Genomic DNA, 17,495 nt, shown 5'->3' on the forward strand with positions numbered 1-17,495 from the left:
TCAGGCACTTCCCGATCCCCGGCCCCGCGCCGGGGATTTTTTTGTCGGCCACCCCCGGTCCCGGCCACGGCGGCTCGGCCGGGCCCGCGCGGGTTTGTCTCAATTTTGTTACCGCCGCGCCGTTAAAGCCTTCGAGAACCACTCGAAGGTGTCCATCCAATGTCGTATCCGTCGCTCGTCGCTCGCCTGTCGGATCTGCCGCTGCGTCGCAAGTTCGTCTGGCAAACCCTGCTGCTCGGCAGCGGCATCGTGCTGCTGGCGATCCTCGCCGCGCGCATGCAGTACGTGGATATCCGCAACACCCGCGAGCAGGCGTTGAAGAGCCAGATCGAGCTGGCGATCGGCGTGGTCCAGGCCTACGCGGCCAACGTGGAGGGCGGGCAGATGCCGCTGGACGAGGCGCAGCGCACCGCGCTGGCCACGCTGGAGTCGATGCGCGCCCGCGACGGCGTGGACTATTTCTACGTGCACGACATGCGTCCGACCATGCTGATGCACCCGACCCGCCACGACCTGGTCGGCAAGGACATCGGCAACGTGCTCAGCGCCGACGGCAAGCCGATCTTCCGCCAGTTCGCCGCGGCGGCCGCGGCCGGCGGCGGCTATGTGGACTACCTGTGGCCCAAGCCGGGCAACGACAAGCCGGTCGAGAAGGTGTCCTACAACGCGCCGTTCAAGCCCTGGAACTGGGTGATCGGCACCGGCGTGTACATGGACGACGTGCAGGCGCAGGCGCTGCTGTTCACCGGCGTGATGACCGTGGCCGGCGGCGTGCTGGTGCTGATCACCTTCGGCATCAACTGGCTGATCGGCAGCTCGGTGCTGGTGCCGGTGTCGCGCACGCTGCAGGCGATCCGCGCGGTGTCCCGCGGCGACCTGAGCGTGCGCATCGACAATCCCGGACGCGACGAGACCGGGCAGATGCTGCGCGCCACCGGCGAGATGATCCAGATGCTGGAACGCTTCTCCAGCGAGACCGCGAAGATGGCGGTGCTGCACGCCGACAAGGACATGTCGCACCGCATGCCGCAGGACTTCCCCGGCGTGTACGGCGAGCTCAGCAAAAGCATCAACACGATGATGTTCGAGCACCTGGACGCGATCGTCGACGCGATCGCGGTGCTCAACGAATACGCCAACGGCGACCTCCATCGCGATGCGCGGCGCCTGCCCGGCAGCCGCGCGGTGCTGCACGAATCGATGGATGCGGCCAAGGCCAGCCTGCTGGCGATCAACACCGAGATCAAGCGCCTGGCCGCGGCGGCCGCCGCCGGCGACTTCAGCGCCCGCGGCGATGCGACGCATTTCCAGCACGACTTCCGGCTGATGGTGCAGGACCTCAACGCGATGATGGAGGTCAGCGACCACAACCTGGGGCAGTTGTCCACGCTGCTGCAGGCCATCGCCGCCGGCGACCTGAGCGTACGCATGCAGGGCGAGTTCCACGGCGTGTTCGCGACCATGCGCGACGACGCCAATGCCACCGCCGCCCAGTTGGCCGACATCGTCGGCCGCATCCAGACCGCGGCGCTGAGCATCAACACCGCGACCACCGAGATCGCCGCCGGCAACGACGACCTGTCGCGCCGCACCGAGCAGCAGGCCGCTAGCCTGGAGGAAACCGCCGCGTCGATGGAAGAGCTGACCTCCACCGTCAAGCAGAACGCCGAACATGCCCGCCAGGCCAACCAGCTCGCGGTCGGCGCCGCCGCGGTCGCTTCGCAGGGCGGCGACGTGGTCGGCCAGGTGGTGAGCACGATGAGCGGCATCGAGACCTCCTCCAAGAAGATCGCCGACATCATTTCGGTGATCGACGGCATCGCCTTCCAGACCAACATCCTGGCGCTCAACGCCGCGGTGGAAGCGGCGCGTGCCGGCGAACAGGGTCGCGGTTTCGCCGTGGTCGCCAGCGAGGTGCGCACCCTCGCCCAGCGTTCGGCCGGTGCCGCCAAGGAGATCAAGGGCCTGATCGACGACTCGGTGACCCGCGTCGCCGAAGGCTCGGCACTGGTCGATCGCGCCGGGCAGACCATGGCCGAGATCGTGTCCTCGGTGCAGCGCGTCACCGACATCATGGGCGAGATCTCTGCCGCCTCGCAGGAGCAGTCGTCCGGGATCGAGCAGGTCAACCAGACCGTCACCCAGATGGACGAGGCCACGCAGCAGAACGCCGCGCTGGTCGAGGAAGCCAGCGCATCGGCGCGGGCGCTGGAGGAAGAGGCGCGCCTGCTGAGCGAGGCCGCAGCGGTGTTCCGGCTCGGCACCGGCGGCGGCAGCAACCCCGCTGCGGCCACGCCCGTGCGCGCAGCGCCCGCACGCGCGGCGTCGCGTCCGGCGGCGGCCAAACCGGCCCCGCGCCAGGCGGCGGGCAAGCGCGCGGCGGTGACGGAAACGGACTGGGCGGAGTTCTGAGCGCTGCGCCGCGGCCCGGCCATCCAATCGGACTTGCATCACAGTTGCATCGGTGCCGCGCACGGGCGATCTCAAGCGTCCGTCCGCGCAGTCGATATCGAATTAACGATGCGTGAATGCGGTCACCGCAGCCACCTCGCCATTGCCGCCGCTTCGGGAGCCTGAGATGCCGCGCTATACCGATCTGAAATCGTCCCTGCTCGCGTCGCTGCTGTGCGTGCTCGGCTGCGCCGCGGTGATCGGGGTGGCGCATCTGAGCACCCGCACCCTCGACGACTCGCGCCAGCACCTGCTGCAGTTGCAGACCCGGCAAGCGCCGTCGGCCATGGCCTTGCGCGAGCTGCGCGCGCAGCTCGCGGAACTGCGTCTGTACCAGCTGTCGTTGATCGCCGCGACCGGCAATGCCGCGGAAGTGGCCGACTACGACCAGCGTATCGAACGCTCGATGCGCGGCGCGCGCACGCAGGTGGCGCGGTACATCGCTACCGCGCCGAGCGGCGACGAACGCCGCCGCTTCGCCACGGTCCAGGCGGAGCTGGACGCTTATCTGCAGCTGCACCGGCAGATCAGCAGCGCGGTGCATGCCGGCGATCGCGAACGCGCCCGCCAGCTGTCCACGCAACAGGCGCTGCCGCAGCGCCGCGCCCTGTTCGCCGACCTGGAGGAACTGAGCCGGGTCAACGCCGCGCACGCGCTGCATCCGGACGCCGACGCGCCCGCCTACGTCGCCCGCTAGCCCCACTGCGGTACTGCCTCGCCATCGCCCAATCCGCTGCACGGAAACGCCAATGAACGTCTTCAAGCAACTGAAAATCCGCGACAAGCTGATCTTCGCATTCGCCCTGACCACGCTGCTGACCGTGATCCTGGGCGTGTTCACCTATTCGCGCACCACCTTGGCGATGTCCGAGCTCAAGCGCATCGAGCTGGATTGGGTGCCGGCCACGCAGGCGCTGGCCGAAGTGCGCGCGCAGCTCGGCGAGTTCCGCACCTACGAGCTGGCGCAGATCGCGCGCGCCGACGACCCGGAAGCGATGGCCGACTATTTCAAGCGCATGCAGAAGGTGCGCACGGAAGTGGCCAAGAACCAGGCCATCATCGAACGGGTGATGCTGGAAAAGACGCAGCGGCAGATGTATGCCGGGGTCAAGGAAAAACTGGACGCCTACCTGCAGGCCAACACGCTGATGGGCGATGCGATGCGCGGCGGCGACGTCGCCGCGGCGCAGGCCGTCTCCGACAAGCAGTCGCGGCCGCTGCGGCGCGAACTGTTCGAACGGATCGTGGCGCTGACCGACTACAACGTCGCCCAGCTGAACCAGGAAATGGACACCATCAACGCGCAGCTGGCGCGCACCAAGCTGCTGATCATGAGCCTGCTCGCACTGGCCATCGCGGCCGCAGCCAGCGTCGGCTGGATGATTTCGCGCGGCATCGCGCGCCAGCTCGACGCGGCACGGCAACTGTCGCAGGCCATCGCCCGCGGCGAACTGGACAGCGCCGTACGCGCGCGCTCCAACGACGAGGTCGGCCAGCTGATGGGCGACATGCTGGACATGCGCAGCCGCATCCGCGAGGTGATCGATGCGCAGAACCTGATGGCGCAGCGCCACGAACAGGGCACGATCAGCTATCGCATGGACGCGACCGCCTTCCCCGGCGACTACGGGCACATGGTCAAGGCCACCAACGATCTGGTCGCCTCGCACGTGGCGGTGAAGCTGCGCCTGGTGCAGATCATCCAGCGCTACGCGATCGGCGACCTGTCCGAGGACATGGAGCGCCTGCCCGGCGAGAAAGCCGTGCTGACCGAGGCGATGGACACCGCCAAGGCCAACCTGACCGCGATGAACGTACAGGTCAAGCAACTGGCCGAAGCCGCGGCGATCGGCGACTTCAGCGCGCGCGGCGACGCCGAGCGCTTCCAGTACGATTTCCGGGCGATGGTGCAGAACCTCAACGCGATGATGGAGGTCAGCGACCGCACCCTCGGCGAGCTGTCGCAGCTGCTGCAGGCCATCGCCGCCGGCGACCTGAGCGTGCGCATGCATGGCGAGTTCCACGGTGTGTTCGCCAAGATGCGCGACGACGCCAATGCCACCGCCGAGCAGTTGGCCGATATCGTCGGCCGCATCCAGGGCGCAGCGGCCAGCATCAACGTCGCCTCGTCGGAAATCGCCGCCGGCAACGACGACCTGTCGCGGCGCACCGAGCAGCAGGCGGCCAGCCTGGAAGAGACCGCCGCCTCGATGGAGGAACTGACCTCCACCGTCAAGCAGAACGCCGAACACGCGCGCCAGGCCAACCAGCTTGCGGTCGGTGCGGCCGCGGTCGCCTCGCAGGGCGGCGACGTGGTCGGCCAGGTGGTCGCCACCATGAGCGGCATCGAGACCTCGTCGAAGAAGATCGCCGACATCATCAGCGTCATCGACGGCATCGCCTTCCAGACCAATATCCTGGCGCTCAACGCCGCGGTGGAAGCGGCGCGCGCCGGCGAACAGGGCCGCGGCTTCGCCGTGGTCGCCAGCGAGGTGCGGACGCTGGCCCAGCGCTCGGCCGGCGCGGCCAAGGAGATCAAGGGCCTGATCGACGACTCGGTGACCCGCGTCGCCGAAGGCTCGGCCCTGGTCGATCGCGCCGGACAGACCATGCAGGAGATCGTGTCCTCGGTGCAGCGCGTCACCGACATCATGGGCGAGATTTCCGCCGCCTCGCAGGAGCAGTCGCTGGGCATCGAGCAGGTCAACCAGACCGTGACCCAGATGGACGAGGCCACGCAGCAGAACGCGGCGCTGGTCGAGGAAGCCACCGCCGCGGCGCGTACGCTGCAGACCCAGGCCGGCCAGCTCAGCGCCACCGTCGCCGAGTTCAAGCTGGACCCGCAGGCCAGCGCACCGGCGCCGCAGGCCGCGCCTGTCGCAAAAGCCAGGCCGTCCGTGCGCGCCAAGGCCTCTGCGGTGGCGACCGCACCGCGTGCGCCTGCGCGCATCCGCAGCGTGACGGGCACGGCACGCGCCTCCGCCACCGAAGACCAGTGGCAGGAGTTCTGAAGGCGGCAGCGGCAGCGGCCCATGCCGCGCCTTGTTCCGGCGTCAATTTCGCCCGGCGCCGGCCGATAACCCGATAGACCGATCACCGCTGCGAGCCATGGCCACTCCAACGTCTTCCCTGCCCCACCCCGGTTCCGACAACCGCGACTTCGAATTCAGCGATCGCGATTTCAAGCGGGTCTGCGACCTGATCTACCAGAAGGCGGGCATCGCGCTGGCCCCGGCCAAGCGCGACATGGTCTACGGCCGGCTGTCGCGGCGCCTGCGCACGCTAGGCCTGCGCTCGTTCCGCGAGTACCTGGACTGGCTGGAGCGCGACGGCGGCGACGAGTGGGAGGCGTTCACCAACGCGCTGACCACCAACCTGACCTCGTTCTTCCGCGAGCCGCATCACTTCGAGCGCCTGCGCGAAGAGCTGCAGAAGCACGCTGCCTCCGCGCCGCTGAAGATCTGGTCGTGCGCCGCCTCCACCGGCGAGGAGCCGTATTCGCTGGCGATCACCGCCTGCGAGGCGTTCGGCACGCTGACCCCGCCGGTGCGGATCCTGGCCACCGACGTGGACACCCAGGTGCTGGCGACCGCCTCGCGCGGCGTGTATGCGGTCGATCGCATCTCCAGCCTGGACCCGGCGCTCAAGCGCAAGTACTTCCAGCGCGGCAGCGGCGCCAACGAGGGCCAGTGCCGGGTGGTGCCGGCGCTGCGCGAGCTGCTCGAGTTCCGCCAGTTGAACCTGCTGGAGCCGCGCTACGACGTCAGCGGCCCATACCTGGCGCTGTTCTGCCGCAACGTGATGATTTATTTCGACAAGCCCACCCAACGTGGCATCCTGTCGCGGCTGATCCCGCATCTGGACGACGAAGGCATGCTCTACACCGGCCATTCGGAAAACTACCTGCATGCGGCCGACCTGATCCAGCCCTGCGGCCGCACGCTGTACCGGCGCGCCGCCAAGGCACGCGCATGAGAGCCGCCACGATGGTCGCGGATCAGGTGATGCGCTACCACGACACCCGCTTCCAGACCATTGCGGCGAAGCTGTTGCCGACCCAGTATCTGGTCGTGGACGACGACACCGCGCTGACCACCATCCTCGGTTCCTGCGTGGCCGCCTGCATCCGCGACCCGCTGCTGAAGATCGGCGGCATGAACCACTTCATGCTGCCCGACGGCCAGGCCGGCGACGGCGCACCGGCGCGCTACGGCAGCTATGCGATGGAAGTGCTGATCAACGACCTGCTCAAGCGCGGCGCCAGCCGCAGCCGCCTGGAAGCCAAGGTGTTCGGCGGCGGCAACGTGCTCAAGGGTTTCACCAACAACCCGGTCGGCACCCGCAACGCCGAGTTCGTGCTGAACTACCTGAAAGCCGAGCAGATTCCGGTGGTGGCCGAGGACCTGCGCGGCATCCATCCGCGCAAGATCTGGTTCTTCCCCGGCACCGGCCGCGTGGTCGTGCAGCGCCTGCCGCATGCGCACGAAGAAGCCGAAATCGCCGCCGCCGAATCGGCGGTGCGTGCCCGCCTCGCCAAAGCGCCCGTCACCGGCGCCGTGGAGTTGTTCGAATGACGTCAGAAATCCCCTGCCGCGTGCTGATCGTCGACGACTCCGCGGTCGTGCGGCAAATGCTGACCGAGATCCTGTCGCGCGCGCCCGGCATCGAAGTGGTCGGCTCGGCCGCCGATCCGATCCTGGCCCGCGAGAAGATCAAGCGGCTCAATCCGGACGTGATCACCCTGGACGTGGAAATGCCGCGCATGGACGGCCTGGCGTTCCTGGAAAACCTGATGCGGCTGCGGCCCACGCCGGTGGTGATGATCTCCTCGCTGACCGAGCGCGGCGCCGACACCACGCTGCAGGCGCTGGCGCTGGGCGCGGTCGATTTCATCTCCAAGCCCAAGCTCGACGTGGCCCGCGGCCTGGAGGAATACGCCGAGGAAATCGTCGGCAAGGTCAAGGCCGCGGCCAAGGCCAAGGTCCGCGCGCTCGACCGCCCGGCCGCGCCGCGGCCTGCCGGCAACGCCGTGATCACGCCGAGCGCCGTGTCGACGCTGAAATTCCGCACCACCGACCGGCTGATCGCGATCGGCGCCTCCGCCGGCGGCACCGAGGCGCTGCGCGTGGTCCTGGAAGGCATGCCGGCCGATGCGCCGGCGGTGGTGATGACCCAGCACCTGCCGGCCGGCTTCAGCACCGCCTTCGCCGACCGTCTCAACCGGCATTCGGCGATGGCGGTACGCGAGGCCAGCGAAGGCGAAGCGATCCTGCCCGGCCACGCCTACCTGCCGCCCGGCGGCAAGCACCTGCAGGTGGTCCGCGACGGCGCCCGCTGGCGTTGCAAGATCGACGACGGCCCGCCGGTCAACCGGCACAAGCCGGCGGTGGACGTGCTGTTCCAGTCGGTGGCGCGCAACGCCGGCGCCAACGCGATCGGCGCGGTGCTGACCGGCATGGGCGACGACGGCGCACGCGGCCTGCTGGAAATGCTGCAGGCCGGCGCCAGCACCCTGGTCCAGGACGAAGCCACCAGCGTGGTCTGGGGCATGCCCGGCACCGCATTCCGGCTCGGCGCCGCGCAGGAGGTGTTGCCGCTGGACCGGATCGCCGAACGCCTGATCGCCTTGTCCAACCAGGCCCGCTAGCCCCATGCCGCGCCAGCGCGTCCGCACCCCGAACGCGCCCAGCGAACCCGCTGCGATCTCGGCTTCCTGCCTGGCCAGGCTGCAGGATTCCGAACAGGCCCTGCTGAGCTGCCTGCAGCAGGCGCCCGACGGCGTGGTGGTGATCGACGCGGACGCGCGCATCCTCGCCTTCAATCAGACCGCCGAGGCGCTGTGGGGCCTGTCGCAGGCGCAGGTGCTGGGGCGTTCGCTCGGCGAACTGGTGCCGGACGAGGCGCGCGCGCCGTTCCTGGCCAGATGCATGCGGCAGCGCGCCGACACGCCCGGCGACGGCTACGAACTGCAGTTGCCCGGCAACGACGGCGTGCAGCGCTGGGTGTCGGTCAGCGCGGCCACGGTGCCGCAGCAACCGGCGCCGCTGTCCGTGGTGTTCGTGCGCGACATCAGCGCCGAACGCGAGCGCGACGCCAAGATGCGGCTGCTGTCGCTGGCCCTGGACCGCAGCGACAACGCCATCGTGGTCTGCGACCCGCAGCTGGCGATCCTGTACGTCAACGCCGGCTTCGTGCACATGTTCGGCTATGCCGCCGAGGAAGTGCGCGGACTGCTGCCCAGCAGCGTGCTGCCCGGCATCGGCACCGACATGCAGGCGGTACGGCTGACCCGCGAACGCGTGGTCGGCGGCCTGGGCCACCAGACCGATCTGCTGGTCTACCGCAAGGACGGCTCGCCGCTGTGGACCACGCTGATGGCCAATCCGATCGCCGACGCGGACGGCGGCATCCAGCACTACGTGGTCTCGTTCACCGACATCACCCAGAGCAAGATGCACGAGATCCTGCACAAGAACGTGCTCGACGCGCTGGTCCGCGAACAGCCGCTGGTCGACGTGGCCACGCTGATCTGCAGCGAGGTCGAACGCATCGCCCCGCAGGTGGTGGCCTCGATCATCAGCGTCGATGGCGACGGGCGGCTGCACCCGCTGGCCTCGCCGAGCCTGCCGACCGCCTTCAACGAGGCGGCCGAATGCATGCGCGTGGGTCCCACCGCCGGTGCCTGCGGCGCGGCGATCTGGCGCGGCAAGCAGGTGCTGGTGCGCGACGCCGCCACCGATCCGCTGTTCGCCGAGTACCGGCCGCTGGTGCAACAGCTCGGCCTGGGCAGCTGCGTGGCCAGTCCGATCAAGTCCAGCGGCGGGCGCGTGCTCGGCAGTTTCGCGCTGTATTACCGCGACGTCTGCGAACCGCAGGCCTGGCACCTGCGGCTGATCGAGCTGTGCCTGCACCTGTGCGCGCTGGCGCTGGAGCGCGAGCAGACCAAGGCGCGCGTGCACCAGTTGGCGTTCTACGACTCGCTGACCGGCCTGCCCAACCGGGTGATGTTCAGCGCCCGCGCCGAGCAGGCGCTGGCCGCCGCCGAATACCACGCGTTTCCGGTGGCGATCCTGTTCGTCGACATCGACCGCTTCAAGCGCGTCAACGAGACCCAGGGCCACGCCGCCGGCGACGGCATGCTGCGCGACATCGCGCGGCGCCTGGGCGAGACCTTGAACGCGACCGACCTGATCGGCCGCCAGGCCGGCGACGAGTTCGTGCTGATGCTGCCGCAGTGCGGCGCCGAGCAGGCCGCCGGGGTGGCCGAGCGCCTGTTGCTGGCGCTGGCCGAGCCGCTGGTGGTCGGGCACGTGACCCTGCACCCAGGCGCCAGCATCGGCGTGGCGATGTTCCCCGACGACGGCCGCGACATCGAGACCCTGCTGCGCCACGCCGACCTGGCCATGTACCGGGCCAAGAACGAAGGCGGCGGCAGTTTCCGCTTCTTCAGCGCCGACATGAACCGCATGGCGCAGGAACGCGTGGCGCTGGAGACCGCGCTGCGCGAAGCGTTGCGCCGCGACCAGCTGCAGCTGCACTACCAGCCGCAGCTGCACAGCCAGCCGCCCTACGCGCTGTACGGGGTGGAGGCGCTGCTGCGCTGGCAGCACCCGCATCTGGGCGACATCTCGCCGGCGCGCTTCGTGCCGATGGCCGAGGAATGCGGACTGATCGACGAACTCGGGCATTGGGTGCTGCGCCAGGCCTGCCGGCAGATGGCCGATTGGCGCCTGCGCGGCGTGCCGGTGCCGCGCGTGGCGGTCAACCTGTCGGCCAGCAACTTCGCCGACGCGCAGTTGCCGGCGCGGGTGGCGCAGATGCTGAGCGCGCATGCGCTGGCGCCCAGCGACCTGGCGCTGGAAATGACCGAGAGCGTCATGCTGTCCAACGCACCGGCGGTGCTGGCCAATCTGCGTCAGCTGCAGGCCAGCGGCGTACGCCTGTCGCTGGACGACTTCGGCACCGGCTATTCCAGCCTCAGCCATCTGCACCAGCTGCCGGTCAACGAACTCAAGCTGGACATGAGCTTCGTCCGCGACCTGGAACACAGCGAGACCGCACGCGCGCTGACCACCTCGGTGCTGCGCATCGGCGAGAGCCTGCGCCTGCATACCGTCGCCGAGGGCGTGGAAACCGAGGCGCAGCGGGCCTTCCTGGCGTGGCTCGGTTGCGACGTGCTGCAGGGCTTCCTGTTCGCGCCCGCGCTGCCGGCGACGCAGCTGGAACACTGGATCGGCGCGCATCGGGCCGAGGCGGCAGCGGCCGCGCCGCCCGCAACGTCCGGCGCGGCGCCTCCGTAGCCGGTCGCGGCACAGTTATTGCTTGATCCGCAGCACGTTTTTTTACCCCCCGTCAGGCAATGCCGATCCGCTTCCTGTTGTCGCTGCTGCTGTGGTCCGCCAGTGCTGCGCTCGCCGCGCAGACGCTGCGCCCTGCCTATCCCGACGTCGTGCGCCGCTTCTCCACCCACGACGGCCTGCCGCAGAATTCGGTGAACGCGATCGTGCAGGACCGCGACGGTTTCCTGTGGCTGGGCACCTTCGGCGGGCTGGCACGCTTCGACGGCAGCGGGTTCAGCGTCTACCGCAGCCTGGCCGGCAGCGGCCCGTCCAGCGACCGCATCCTGCAACTGCTGGAGGACGAGCGCGGCCAGTTGTGGATCGGCAGCGAGGACGCCGGCGTCAGCGTCTATCGCGACGGCCGCTTCCTGCGCCTGGACCTGTGCGGCGGCCGCTGCCTGATCCGCCGCTTCGTCGCCGCGGCCGACGGCAGCGTGTGGGTCTTCAGCAGTGCCGGCGCCTACCGGATCGACCCGCGCACCCTGCGCACCCTCGAACAGCAGCCGCAGGCGCTGGACATGGCCGCCGCGCTCGGCGGCGACGGGCAGCTCTATCTGGGTGGGCAAGGCCTGTGGCGGCTGCGCCAGGGGCGCCGCGAAGCGGTGCCGTTGCCGGCCGGGGAAACCCGGGTCAGTTCGCTGCACAGCGAAGGCAGCGTGCTGTGGGTGGGTGCCGGCGCGGCCCTGCACCGCTACGACACGCTGCGCCGGCAATGGCTGCCGGCAGCGGCACCGGTGCGCGGCGCGCAGGCGCTGGCGCGCGATGCGCAGCACCGGCTGTGGGCGGTCGATGTCGATGGACAGCTGTTCCGCGACGACGACGATGGCGGTGGGCTGCGTCGGTTGACGACGCCGGCGCTGCCGGCGTCGCGCAGCCTGCTCAGCGATCGCGACGGCAACCTGTGGCTGGGCAGCAACGCGCGCGGCCTGCTGCGCATCGCGCGCTCGCGCATCGGCCTGCTCAACGACGCACAGCAGGGCATGGACCTGCCGGGCCTGCCGGTGATCGGCGATGGCAGCGGCGGGCTGTGGCTGGGCACCGTGTGCGGCGGACTGCGGCACTGGGACGCGCCCAGCGGACGCCTGCGCCGCTGGTCGTTGCAATCCGCGCTCGGCAACGAGTGCGTGTGGTCGCTGCACCGCGACGAGGCCGGCGGCCTGTGGATCGGCACCGTCGATGGCCGCGTCGGCTATCTGCGGCCCGACGCGCAGGACGACCGCGCCGATCGCGACAACGACGCCTACCGCAGCCAGGCGCTGCGGCTGGTCGCGCAATGGCCGGACCAGTTGCCGATCCGCGCCCTGTACCGCACCGCCAAGCACAAGCTGCTGGTCGCCAGCGGCCATGGCGTGTACGCGATCCCGGTCGGCGCCGGCGGCGAGACCGGCACGCCGCAGCGCCTCCCCGGCTTGCCCGGCAGCGTCACCCTGATCCAGCCGGCGCAGCAAGGCGGCCTGTGGCTGGCCGGTGGCGAAGGCGTGGTCCGCTGGCGGCGGCAGCAGGTGGTGGAACGCTGGAGCACCGGCAACGGCCTGTCCAGCCGCTTCGTGCGCTCGCTGTACGAACAACCCGACGGCACGCTGTGGATCGGCACCTATGGCGGCGGCCTCAACCGCATCGGCAACGGCCGCGTCCAGCGCTTCGATCGCGGCAGCGGCCTGTTCGACGACGTGGTCTCGTGCATGGTCGCCGACGCGCGCGGCGGGCTGTGGCTCAGCGGCAACCGCGGCATTTCCCTGCTGCCGCCGGAGGAACTGGCCAAGGCCGCCGCCGGCAGCGAGGAGTTGAGCGCGATCGGCTTTTCCGAGAGCGACGGCCTGGAACCGGCCGAAACCAACGGCGGCGGCCAGCCGGCGTGCCTGCGCGACGCCGCCGGCAAGCTGTGGTTCCCGCTGATTTCCGGCTTCGCCGAGATCGATCCGCTCGCGCTCGGCCAGCGCCGCGTGCAGGCGCCGCCGGTGCGGATCCAGTCGCTCGACGTCGGCGGCCGCAGCGTGCCGCTGGCCGCGGAGCTGCGCCTGCCGCCGCATAGCCACGACATCGAGGTGGGCTTCACCGCGATCAACCTCAGCGCGCCGGAGAAGACCCGCTTCCGCTACCGGCTGACCCGCCCGGGACAGGACCCGGCATGGACCGACATCGGCGCGCAGCGCAGCCTGCACTTCCCGCTGCTGCCATGGGACGACAGCACCCTGGAAATCATCGCGCGCGGCGATACCGGCGCCTGGTCGAGCACGCCGGCGCGGCTGCGCTTCCGGCAGCCGTCGCCGTGGTATCTGTCGCCGCTGAGCTGGGGTGCGGCAGCGGTGTTGCTGCTTGCCGCGCTGCTGCTCGGCTGGCGCGTGCACGGCTATCGGCTGCGCCGCCAGCGCGACCTGCTGGCGCAACTGGTGAGCACCCGCACCCGGGAACTGGAGCAGGCCAACCGCCGCCTCGCCGACCAGGCCCAGCGCGACCCGGTCACCGGCATCGCCAACCATCGCCATTTCGTCGAAAGCCAGCAGCGGCTGTGGGACCAGATGCAGGCGCAGCAGCGGCCGCTGGCGCTGCTGATGATCGACATCGACGAATTCAAGCGCTTCAACGACCACTACGGCCATCTGGCCGGCGACGACTGCCTGCGCGTGGTGGCGCTGGCGATGGCCGCGCAACTGCGCGAGGACGGCGTGCTGGCGCGCTACGGCGGCGAGGAATTCGTGGCGCTGCTGCCCGGCTGCGACAGCGAGGCCGCGCATGCGGTCGGCGAACGGCTGCGCCAGGCGGTGCTGGGCTGCGCGGTGGCGCACGCCCCGGGCGCGCGCCACCGGCTGGTGACGGTCAGCATCGGCTGCGCCAGCAAATCGCCGCGGTCCGGCCTGTCGAGCACGCGCCTGACCAACCTCGCCGACCAAGCGCTGTACCGGGCCAAGGAGAACGGCCGCAACCGGGTGGAAAGCGCCTGAGTGCAGGTCGTTACGCAAGCGGTCGCGGTTGAAACCGCTCCTACAGAGAGCATCCTGGGTGCACTGTAGGAGCGGTTTCAACCGCGACCAACGAAGTCGGCATGCCGGCCGGCGCAGCGATCGATCCAGACGCAAAATGCTCCGGCAGCACAACACGACCGAACCGAAGGAGGATGAGGGTACCGGCGAAGCCTCATGTACCCGAACTTCGCGAGGCGCTTCGCGTCCGTACCCTCACCCCAACCCCTCTCCCGGGGGAGAGGGGCTTTGATCAGCGGCGCGGTGCCGGTGCGACCTTCTGCGCCAGCGCTGTCGCCGCATCGGCCCGTCCCGACTGCAGGGCCAGGCGCAAACGAAAAAGCCCGGCATCGCCGGGCTTTCTCGTTGCACTGTTCGACCGCCTGGATCAGGCCGCGACGGTATCGGCCACGTCCTGATATTCCTGGATCTGATCGAAGTTCATGTAGCGATAGATCTGCTCGCCACTGGTCTTGATCACGCCCACGTCGGCCATGTACTCGTCCTTGGTCGGGATGCGGCCCAGGCGCGAGCAGATCGCCGCCAGTTCCGCCGACCCCAGGTACACGTTGGTGTTGCGGCCCAGGCGGTTGGGGAAGTTGCGGGTGGAGGTGGAGAACACCGTGGCGCCCTCGCGCGCCTGCGCCTGGTTGCCCATGCACAGCGAGCAGCCCGGCATTTCCATGCGCGCGCCGGCCGCGCCGAAGGTGCCGTAGTGGCCTTCCTTGGTCAGCTCGGAGGCGTCCATCTTGGTCGGCGGCGCGACCCACAGCCGGGTCGGGATGTCGCGCTTGCCTTCCAGCAGCTTGGCCGCGGCGCGGAAGTGGCCGATGTTGGTCATGCACGAGCCGATGAACACCTCGTCGATCGCCGCGCCGGCGACTTCGGACAGCGTCTTGACGTCGTCCGGATCGTTCGGGCACGCCACGATCGGCTCGTGGATGTCGGCCAGATCGATCTCGATCACCGCGGCGTACTCGGCATCGGCATCGGGCTCGAGCAGCTGCGGATCGGCCAGCCACTCTTCCATCTTCTTGATGCGGCGGCCCAGCGTGCGCGCATCGGCGTAGCCCTCGGCGATCATCCAGCGCAGCAGGGTGATGTTGCTGGTCAGGTATTCGATGATCGGCGCCTTGTCCAGGCGCACCGTGCAGCCGGCGGCGGAACGTTCGGCCGAGGCGTCGGACAGTTCGAACGCCTGCTCCACCTTCAGGTTCGGCAAGCCTTCGATCTCCAGGATGCGGCCGGAGAAGATGTTCTTCTTGCCCTGCTTGGCCACGGTCAGCAGGCCGTCCTTGATCGCGTACAGCGGGATCGCGTTGACCAGGTCGCGCAGGGTCACGCCCGGCTGCATCTCGCCCTTGAAGCGCACCAGCACGCTCTCCGGCATGTCCAGCGGCATGACGCCGGTGGCGGCGGCGAACGCGACCAGGCCGGAGCCGGCCGGGAACGAGATGCCGATCGGGAAGCGGGTGTGCGAGTCGCCGCCGGTGCCGACCGTGTCGGGCAGCAGCATGCGGTTGAGCCAGCTGTGGATCACGCCGTCGCCCGGGCGCAGCGACACGCCGCCGCGGGTGGAGATGAACTCCGGCAGGGTGTGGTGGGTCTTGACGTCCACCGGCTTCGGATACGCGGCGGTGTGGCAGAACGACTGCATCACCAGGTCGGCGGAGAAACCCAGGCAGGCCAGGTCCTTCAGCTCGTCGCGGGTCATCGGCCCGGTGGTGTCCTGCGAACCCACCGAGGTCATCTTCGGCTCGCAATAGGTGCCCGGGCGCATGCCCTGGCCTTCCGCCAGACCGCAGGCGCGGCCGACCATCTTCTGCGCCAGCGAGAAGCCCTTGCCGGTGTCCGGCGGCACCATCGGCAGGCGGAACAGGTCCGACGGCGGCAGGCCGAGGAACTCGCGCGCCTTGGCGGTCAGGCCGCGGCCGACGATCAGCGGGATGCGGCCGCCGGCGCGCACTTCGTCGAACAGCACGTCGGACTTCATCGCGAACTCGGCGATCACCTGCCCGTTCTTCAGCGCCTTGCCGTCGTACGGACGCAGCTCGACCACGTCGCCGTGCTCCATCTGCGACACGTCCAGCTCGATCGGCAGCGCGCCGGCGTCTTCCATGGTGTTGTAGAAGATCGGCGCGATCTTCGAACCCAGGCACACGCCGCCGAAGCGCTTGTTCGGAATGAACGGAATGTCCTCGCCGGTCCACCACAGCACCGAGTTGGTCGCCGACTTGCGCGAGGACCCGGTCCCGACCACGTCGCCGACGTAGGCGACCAGGTGGCCCTCGGCCTTGAGGTCGGCGATCGCCTGGATCGGGCCGCGCTTGCCGTCTTCTTCCGGCACGAACGCGGCGCCGTCGCGCTTGTTCTTCAGCATCGCCAGCGCGTGCATCGGGATGTCCGGGCGCGTGGTCGCGTCCGGCGCCGGCGACAGGTCGTCGGTATTGGTCTCGCCCGGCACCTTGAACACGCTGACGGTCAGGCTCTGCGGCACTTCTGGCTTGCTGGTGAACCACTCCGCGTCGGCCCAGCTCTGCAGCACCGCCTTGGCGTGCGCATTGCCGGCTTCGGCCTTTTCCTGCACGTCGTGGAACGCGTCGAAGATCAGCAGCGTGTGCTTGAGGCCTTCGGCGGCCACCGCGCCGAGCTCGGCGTGGTCCAGCAACTCGATCAGCGGGTGGATGTTGTAGCCGCCGAGCATGGTGCCCAGCAGTTCGGTGGCGCGCTTGGGCGAGATCAGCGTGCACTGCTCGCTGCCGAAGGCGACCGCGGCCAGGTACGACGCCTTGACCTTGGCCGCGTCGTCGACGCCGGCCGGCACGCGCTGGCTCAGCAGCTCGACCAGGAACTGTTCTTCGCCGGCGGGCGGCTGCTTCAGCAGCTCGACCACCTCGGCGGTCTGCTGCGCGCTCAGCGGCAGCGGCGGGATACCGAGCGCGGCGCGCTCTGCGACGTGGTGGCGGTAGGCTTCCAACATGCGGGTTCTCCGGAAATTTCGGTAGGGGTGAGCGGTAAACGAATAGCGGCGTCAGGCGGACGGCTTGGGCACGATGATCTTCAGGCCCTTGAAGTAATCGCGGAAAAAGCCGTCGTCGCGGGTGATCAGTCCATCGCATTGCAGCAGCGCGTGGGCGCCGATCAGGAAATCGGCCACCACCCGCTCGCGCTGGCCGCCGCGGGCGCGGAAACGGCGCTGCATCTCGCCGGCACGCAACGCCGACTTGGCCTCGAGCGCATTGAAACGGATGCTCATGTCCTCCAGCACCGACAGCGCCTCGGCGCCGTCGCGCAGCGCGCCGCACACCTCGGCCAGGACGATGTCGCACACCACCACCGGGCCGGTACTCAAGCACTGGCGCAGGCAGGCTTCGGCAGCATCGGCCTGCGGGCCGTCGGCCAGCAGGTCCACCAGCACGGACGAGTCGATCGCGATCATGCCTTGGGGTCGGGTCCGAACGGATCGCCCGGCGCGCGGCCGCGGATCGCGCGCATCGCCTCGTCGGTGCTGGCGAAGCCGTCCAGCTTGAAGCGGCCGCGGGCGCGCGAGATCGCATCGTCCACGCTCTTGCGCAGGATGATGCGGCCGCCGTCCAGCTCCACCTTCAGGATGGTGCCCTTGCTCAGTCCCAGCGCATCGCGCACGGCCTTGGGCAAGGTGATCTGACCGCGCTCGGCGACGGTGGCTTCCATGGCGGACTCCTCAAGGTATGCACAAATTTTACATACTTGAAGCGTCATACTC

General features: G+C 69.5%; 11 protein-coding genes. 8 read left to right on the plus strand and 3 right to left on the minus strand.

Annotation, left to right across the window (positions count from 1 at the left end; genetic code table 11):
- Positions 1-159 precede the first annotated feature (159 nt).
- The 8 genes from JR064_RS05635 to JR064_RS05670 all read left to right on the plus strand — a co-directional run bounded on the left by JR064_RS05635 (position 160) and on the right by JR064_RS05670 (position 13,732).
- Entirely contained in the window at positions 160-2,412 is a 2,253-nt protein-coding gene (locus JR064_RS05635) for a methyl-accepting chemotaxis protein (RefSeq protein WP_206229072.1), read from the plus strand.
- Positions 2,413-2,578: 166 nt separating this feature from the next.
- The gene (locus JR064_RS05640; protein ID WP_179564446.1) at positions 2,579-3,148 is read left to right on the plus strand and encodes an MCP four helix bundle domain-containing protein; all 570 of its coding nucleotides are present in this window, start codon (positions 2,579-2,581) and stop codon (positions 3,146-3,148) included.
- 52 nt (positions 3,149-3,200) lie between these two features.
- The gene (locus tag JR064_RS05645; protein ID WP_206229073.1) at positions 3,201-5,462 is read left to right on the plus strand and encodes a methyl-accepting chemotaxis protein; all 2,262 of its coding nucleotides are present in this window, start codon (positions 3,201-3,203) and stop codon (positions 5,460-5,462) included.
- A gap of 97 nt (positions 5,463-5,559) precedes the next feature.
- Entirely contained in the window at positions 5,560-6,426 is an 867-nt protein-coding gene (locus JR064_RS05650; protein WP_206229074.1) for a CheR family methyltransferase, read from the plus strand.
- On the plus strand, positions 6,423-7,025 hold the full coding sequence (cheD, locus tag JR064_RS05655; protein WP_241092871.1) for a chemoreceptor glutamine deamidase CheD: 603 nt from the start codon (positions 6,423-6,425) through the stop codon (positions 7,023-7,025). Before JR064_RS05650 ends, cheD begins: the two co-directional genes overlap by 4 nt.
- Complete coding sequence (locus tag JR064_RS05660; protein WP_179564440.1) at positions 7,022-8,098, plus strand: protein-glutamate methylesterase/protein-glutamine glutaminase; 1,077 nt, start codon at positions 7,022-7,024, stop codon at positions 8,096-8,098. Before cheD ends, JR064_RS05660 begins: the two co-directional genes overlap by 4 nt.
- Before the next feature lie 4 nt (positions 8,099-8,102).
- Positions 8,103-10,751: a sensor domain-containing protein gene (locus JR064_RS05665; RefSeq protein ID WP_206229075.1), complete on the plus strand. Its 2,649-nt coding sequence runs from the start codon at positions 8,103-8,105 to the stop codon at positions 10,749-10,751.
- Between the two features lie 59 nt (positions 10,752-10,810).
- On the plus strand, positions 10,811-13,732 hold the full coding sequence (locus JR064_RS05670) for a ligand-binding sensor domain-containing diguanylate cyclase (RefSeq protein WP_206229076.1): 2,922 nt from the start codon (positions 10,811-10,813) through the stop codon (positions 13,730-13,732).
- A 406-nt stretch (positions 13,733-14,138) separates the two neighbouring features.
- Here JR064_RS05670 and acnB read toward each other — a convergent pair whose 3' ends face one another.
- From acnB to JR064_RS05685, 3 genes are read right to left on the minus strand one after another with little or no spacing between them, the layout of a single operon-like run.
- A complete protein-coding gene (gene acnB, locus JR064_RS05675; protein WP_206229077.1) occupies positions 14,139-16,730 on the minus strand; it encodes a bifunctional aconitate hydratase 2/2-methylisocitrate dehydratase in 2,592 nt (863 codons plus the stop codon).
- Between the two features lie 51 nt (positions 16,731-16,781).
- Positions 16,782-17,189 carry a type II toxin-antitoxin system VapC family toxin gene (locus JR064_RS05680; protein ID WP_185812961.1) on the minus strand — a complete coding sequence of 136 codons (408 nt, stop codon included), beginning with the start codon at positions 17,187-17,189 and terminating at the stop codon, positions 16,782-16,784.
- Positions 17,186-17,443 carry an AbrB/MazE/SpoVT family DNA-binding domain-containing protein gene (locus JR064_RS05685; protein ID WP_185820191.1) on the minus strand — a complete coding sequence of 86 codons (258 nt, stop codon included), beginning with the start codon at positions 17,441-17,443 and terminating at the stop codon, positions 17,186-17,188. The genes JR064_RS05680 and JR064_RS05685 overlap by 4 nt, the downstream gene beginning before the upstream one ends.
- Positions 17,444-17,495: the final 52 nt, after the last annotated feature.

Source organism: Xanthomonas bonasiae (assembly GCF_017163705.1).
Taxonomy (GTDB): Bacteria; Pseudomonadota; Gammaproteobacteria; order Xanthomonadales; family Xanthomonadaceae; genus Xanthomonas_A; species Xanthomonas_A bonasiae.

Bases quoted from the DNA above. Each gene is read 5' to 3' on its own strand.
- JR064_RS05635 (WP_206229072.1), top strand. From the start codon at position 160: ATGTCGTATCCGTCGCTCGTCGCTCGCCTGTCGGATCTGCCGCTGCGT.
- JR064_RS05640 (WP_179564446.1), top strand. From the start codon at position 2,579: ATGCCGCGCTATACCGATCTGAAATCGTCCCTGCTCGCGTCGCTGCTG.
- JR064_RS05645 (WP_206229073.1), top strand. From the start codon at position 3,201: ATGAACGTCTTCAAGCAACTGAAAATCCGCGACAAGCTGATCTTCGCA.
- JR064_RS05650 (WP_206229074.1), top strand. From the start codon at position 5,560: ATGGCCACTCCAACGTCTTCCCTGCCCCACCCCGGTTCCGACAACCGC.
- cheD (WP_241092871.1), top strand. From the start codon at position 6,423: ATGAGAGCCGCCACGATGGTCGCGGATCAGGTGATGCGCTACCACGAC.
- JR064_RS05660 (WP_179564440.1), top strand. From the start codon at position 7,022: ATGACGTCAGAAATCCCCTGCCGCGTGCTGATCGTCGACGACTCCGCG.
- JR064_RS05665 (WP_206229075.1), top strand. From the start codon at position 8,103: ATGCCGCGCCAGCGCGTCCGCACCCCGAACGCGCCCAGCGAACCCGCT.
- JR064_RS05670 (WP_206229076.1), top strand. From the start codon at position 10,811: ATGCCGATCCGCTTCCTGTTGTCGCTGCTGCTGTGGTCCGCCAGTGCT.
- acnB (WP_206229077.1), bottom strand. From the start codon at position 16,730: ATGTTGGAAGCCTACCGCCACCACGTCGCAGAGCGCGCCGCGCTCGGT.
- JR064_RS05680 (WP_185812961.1), bottom strand. From the start codon at position 17,189: ATGATCGCGATCGACTCGTCCGTGCTGGTGGACCTGCTGGCCGACGGC.
- JR064_RS05685 (WP_185820191.1), bottom strand. From the start codon at position 17,443: ATGGAAGCCACCGTCGCCGAGCGCGGTCAGATCACCTTGCCCAAGGCC.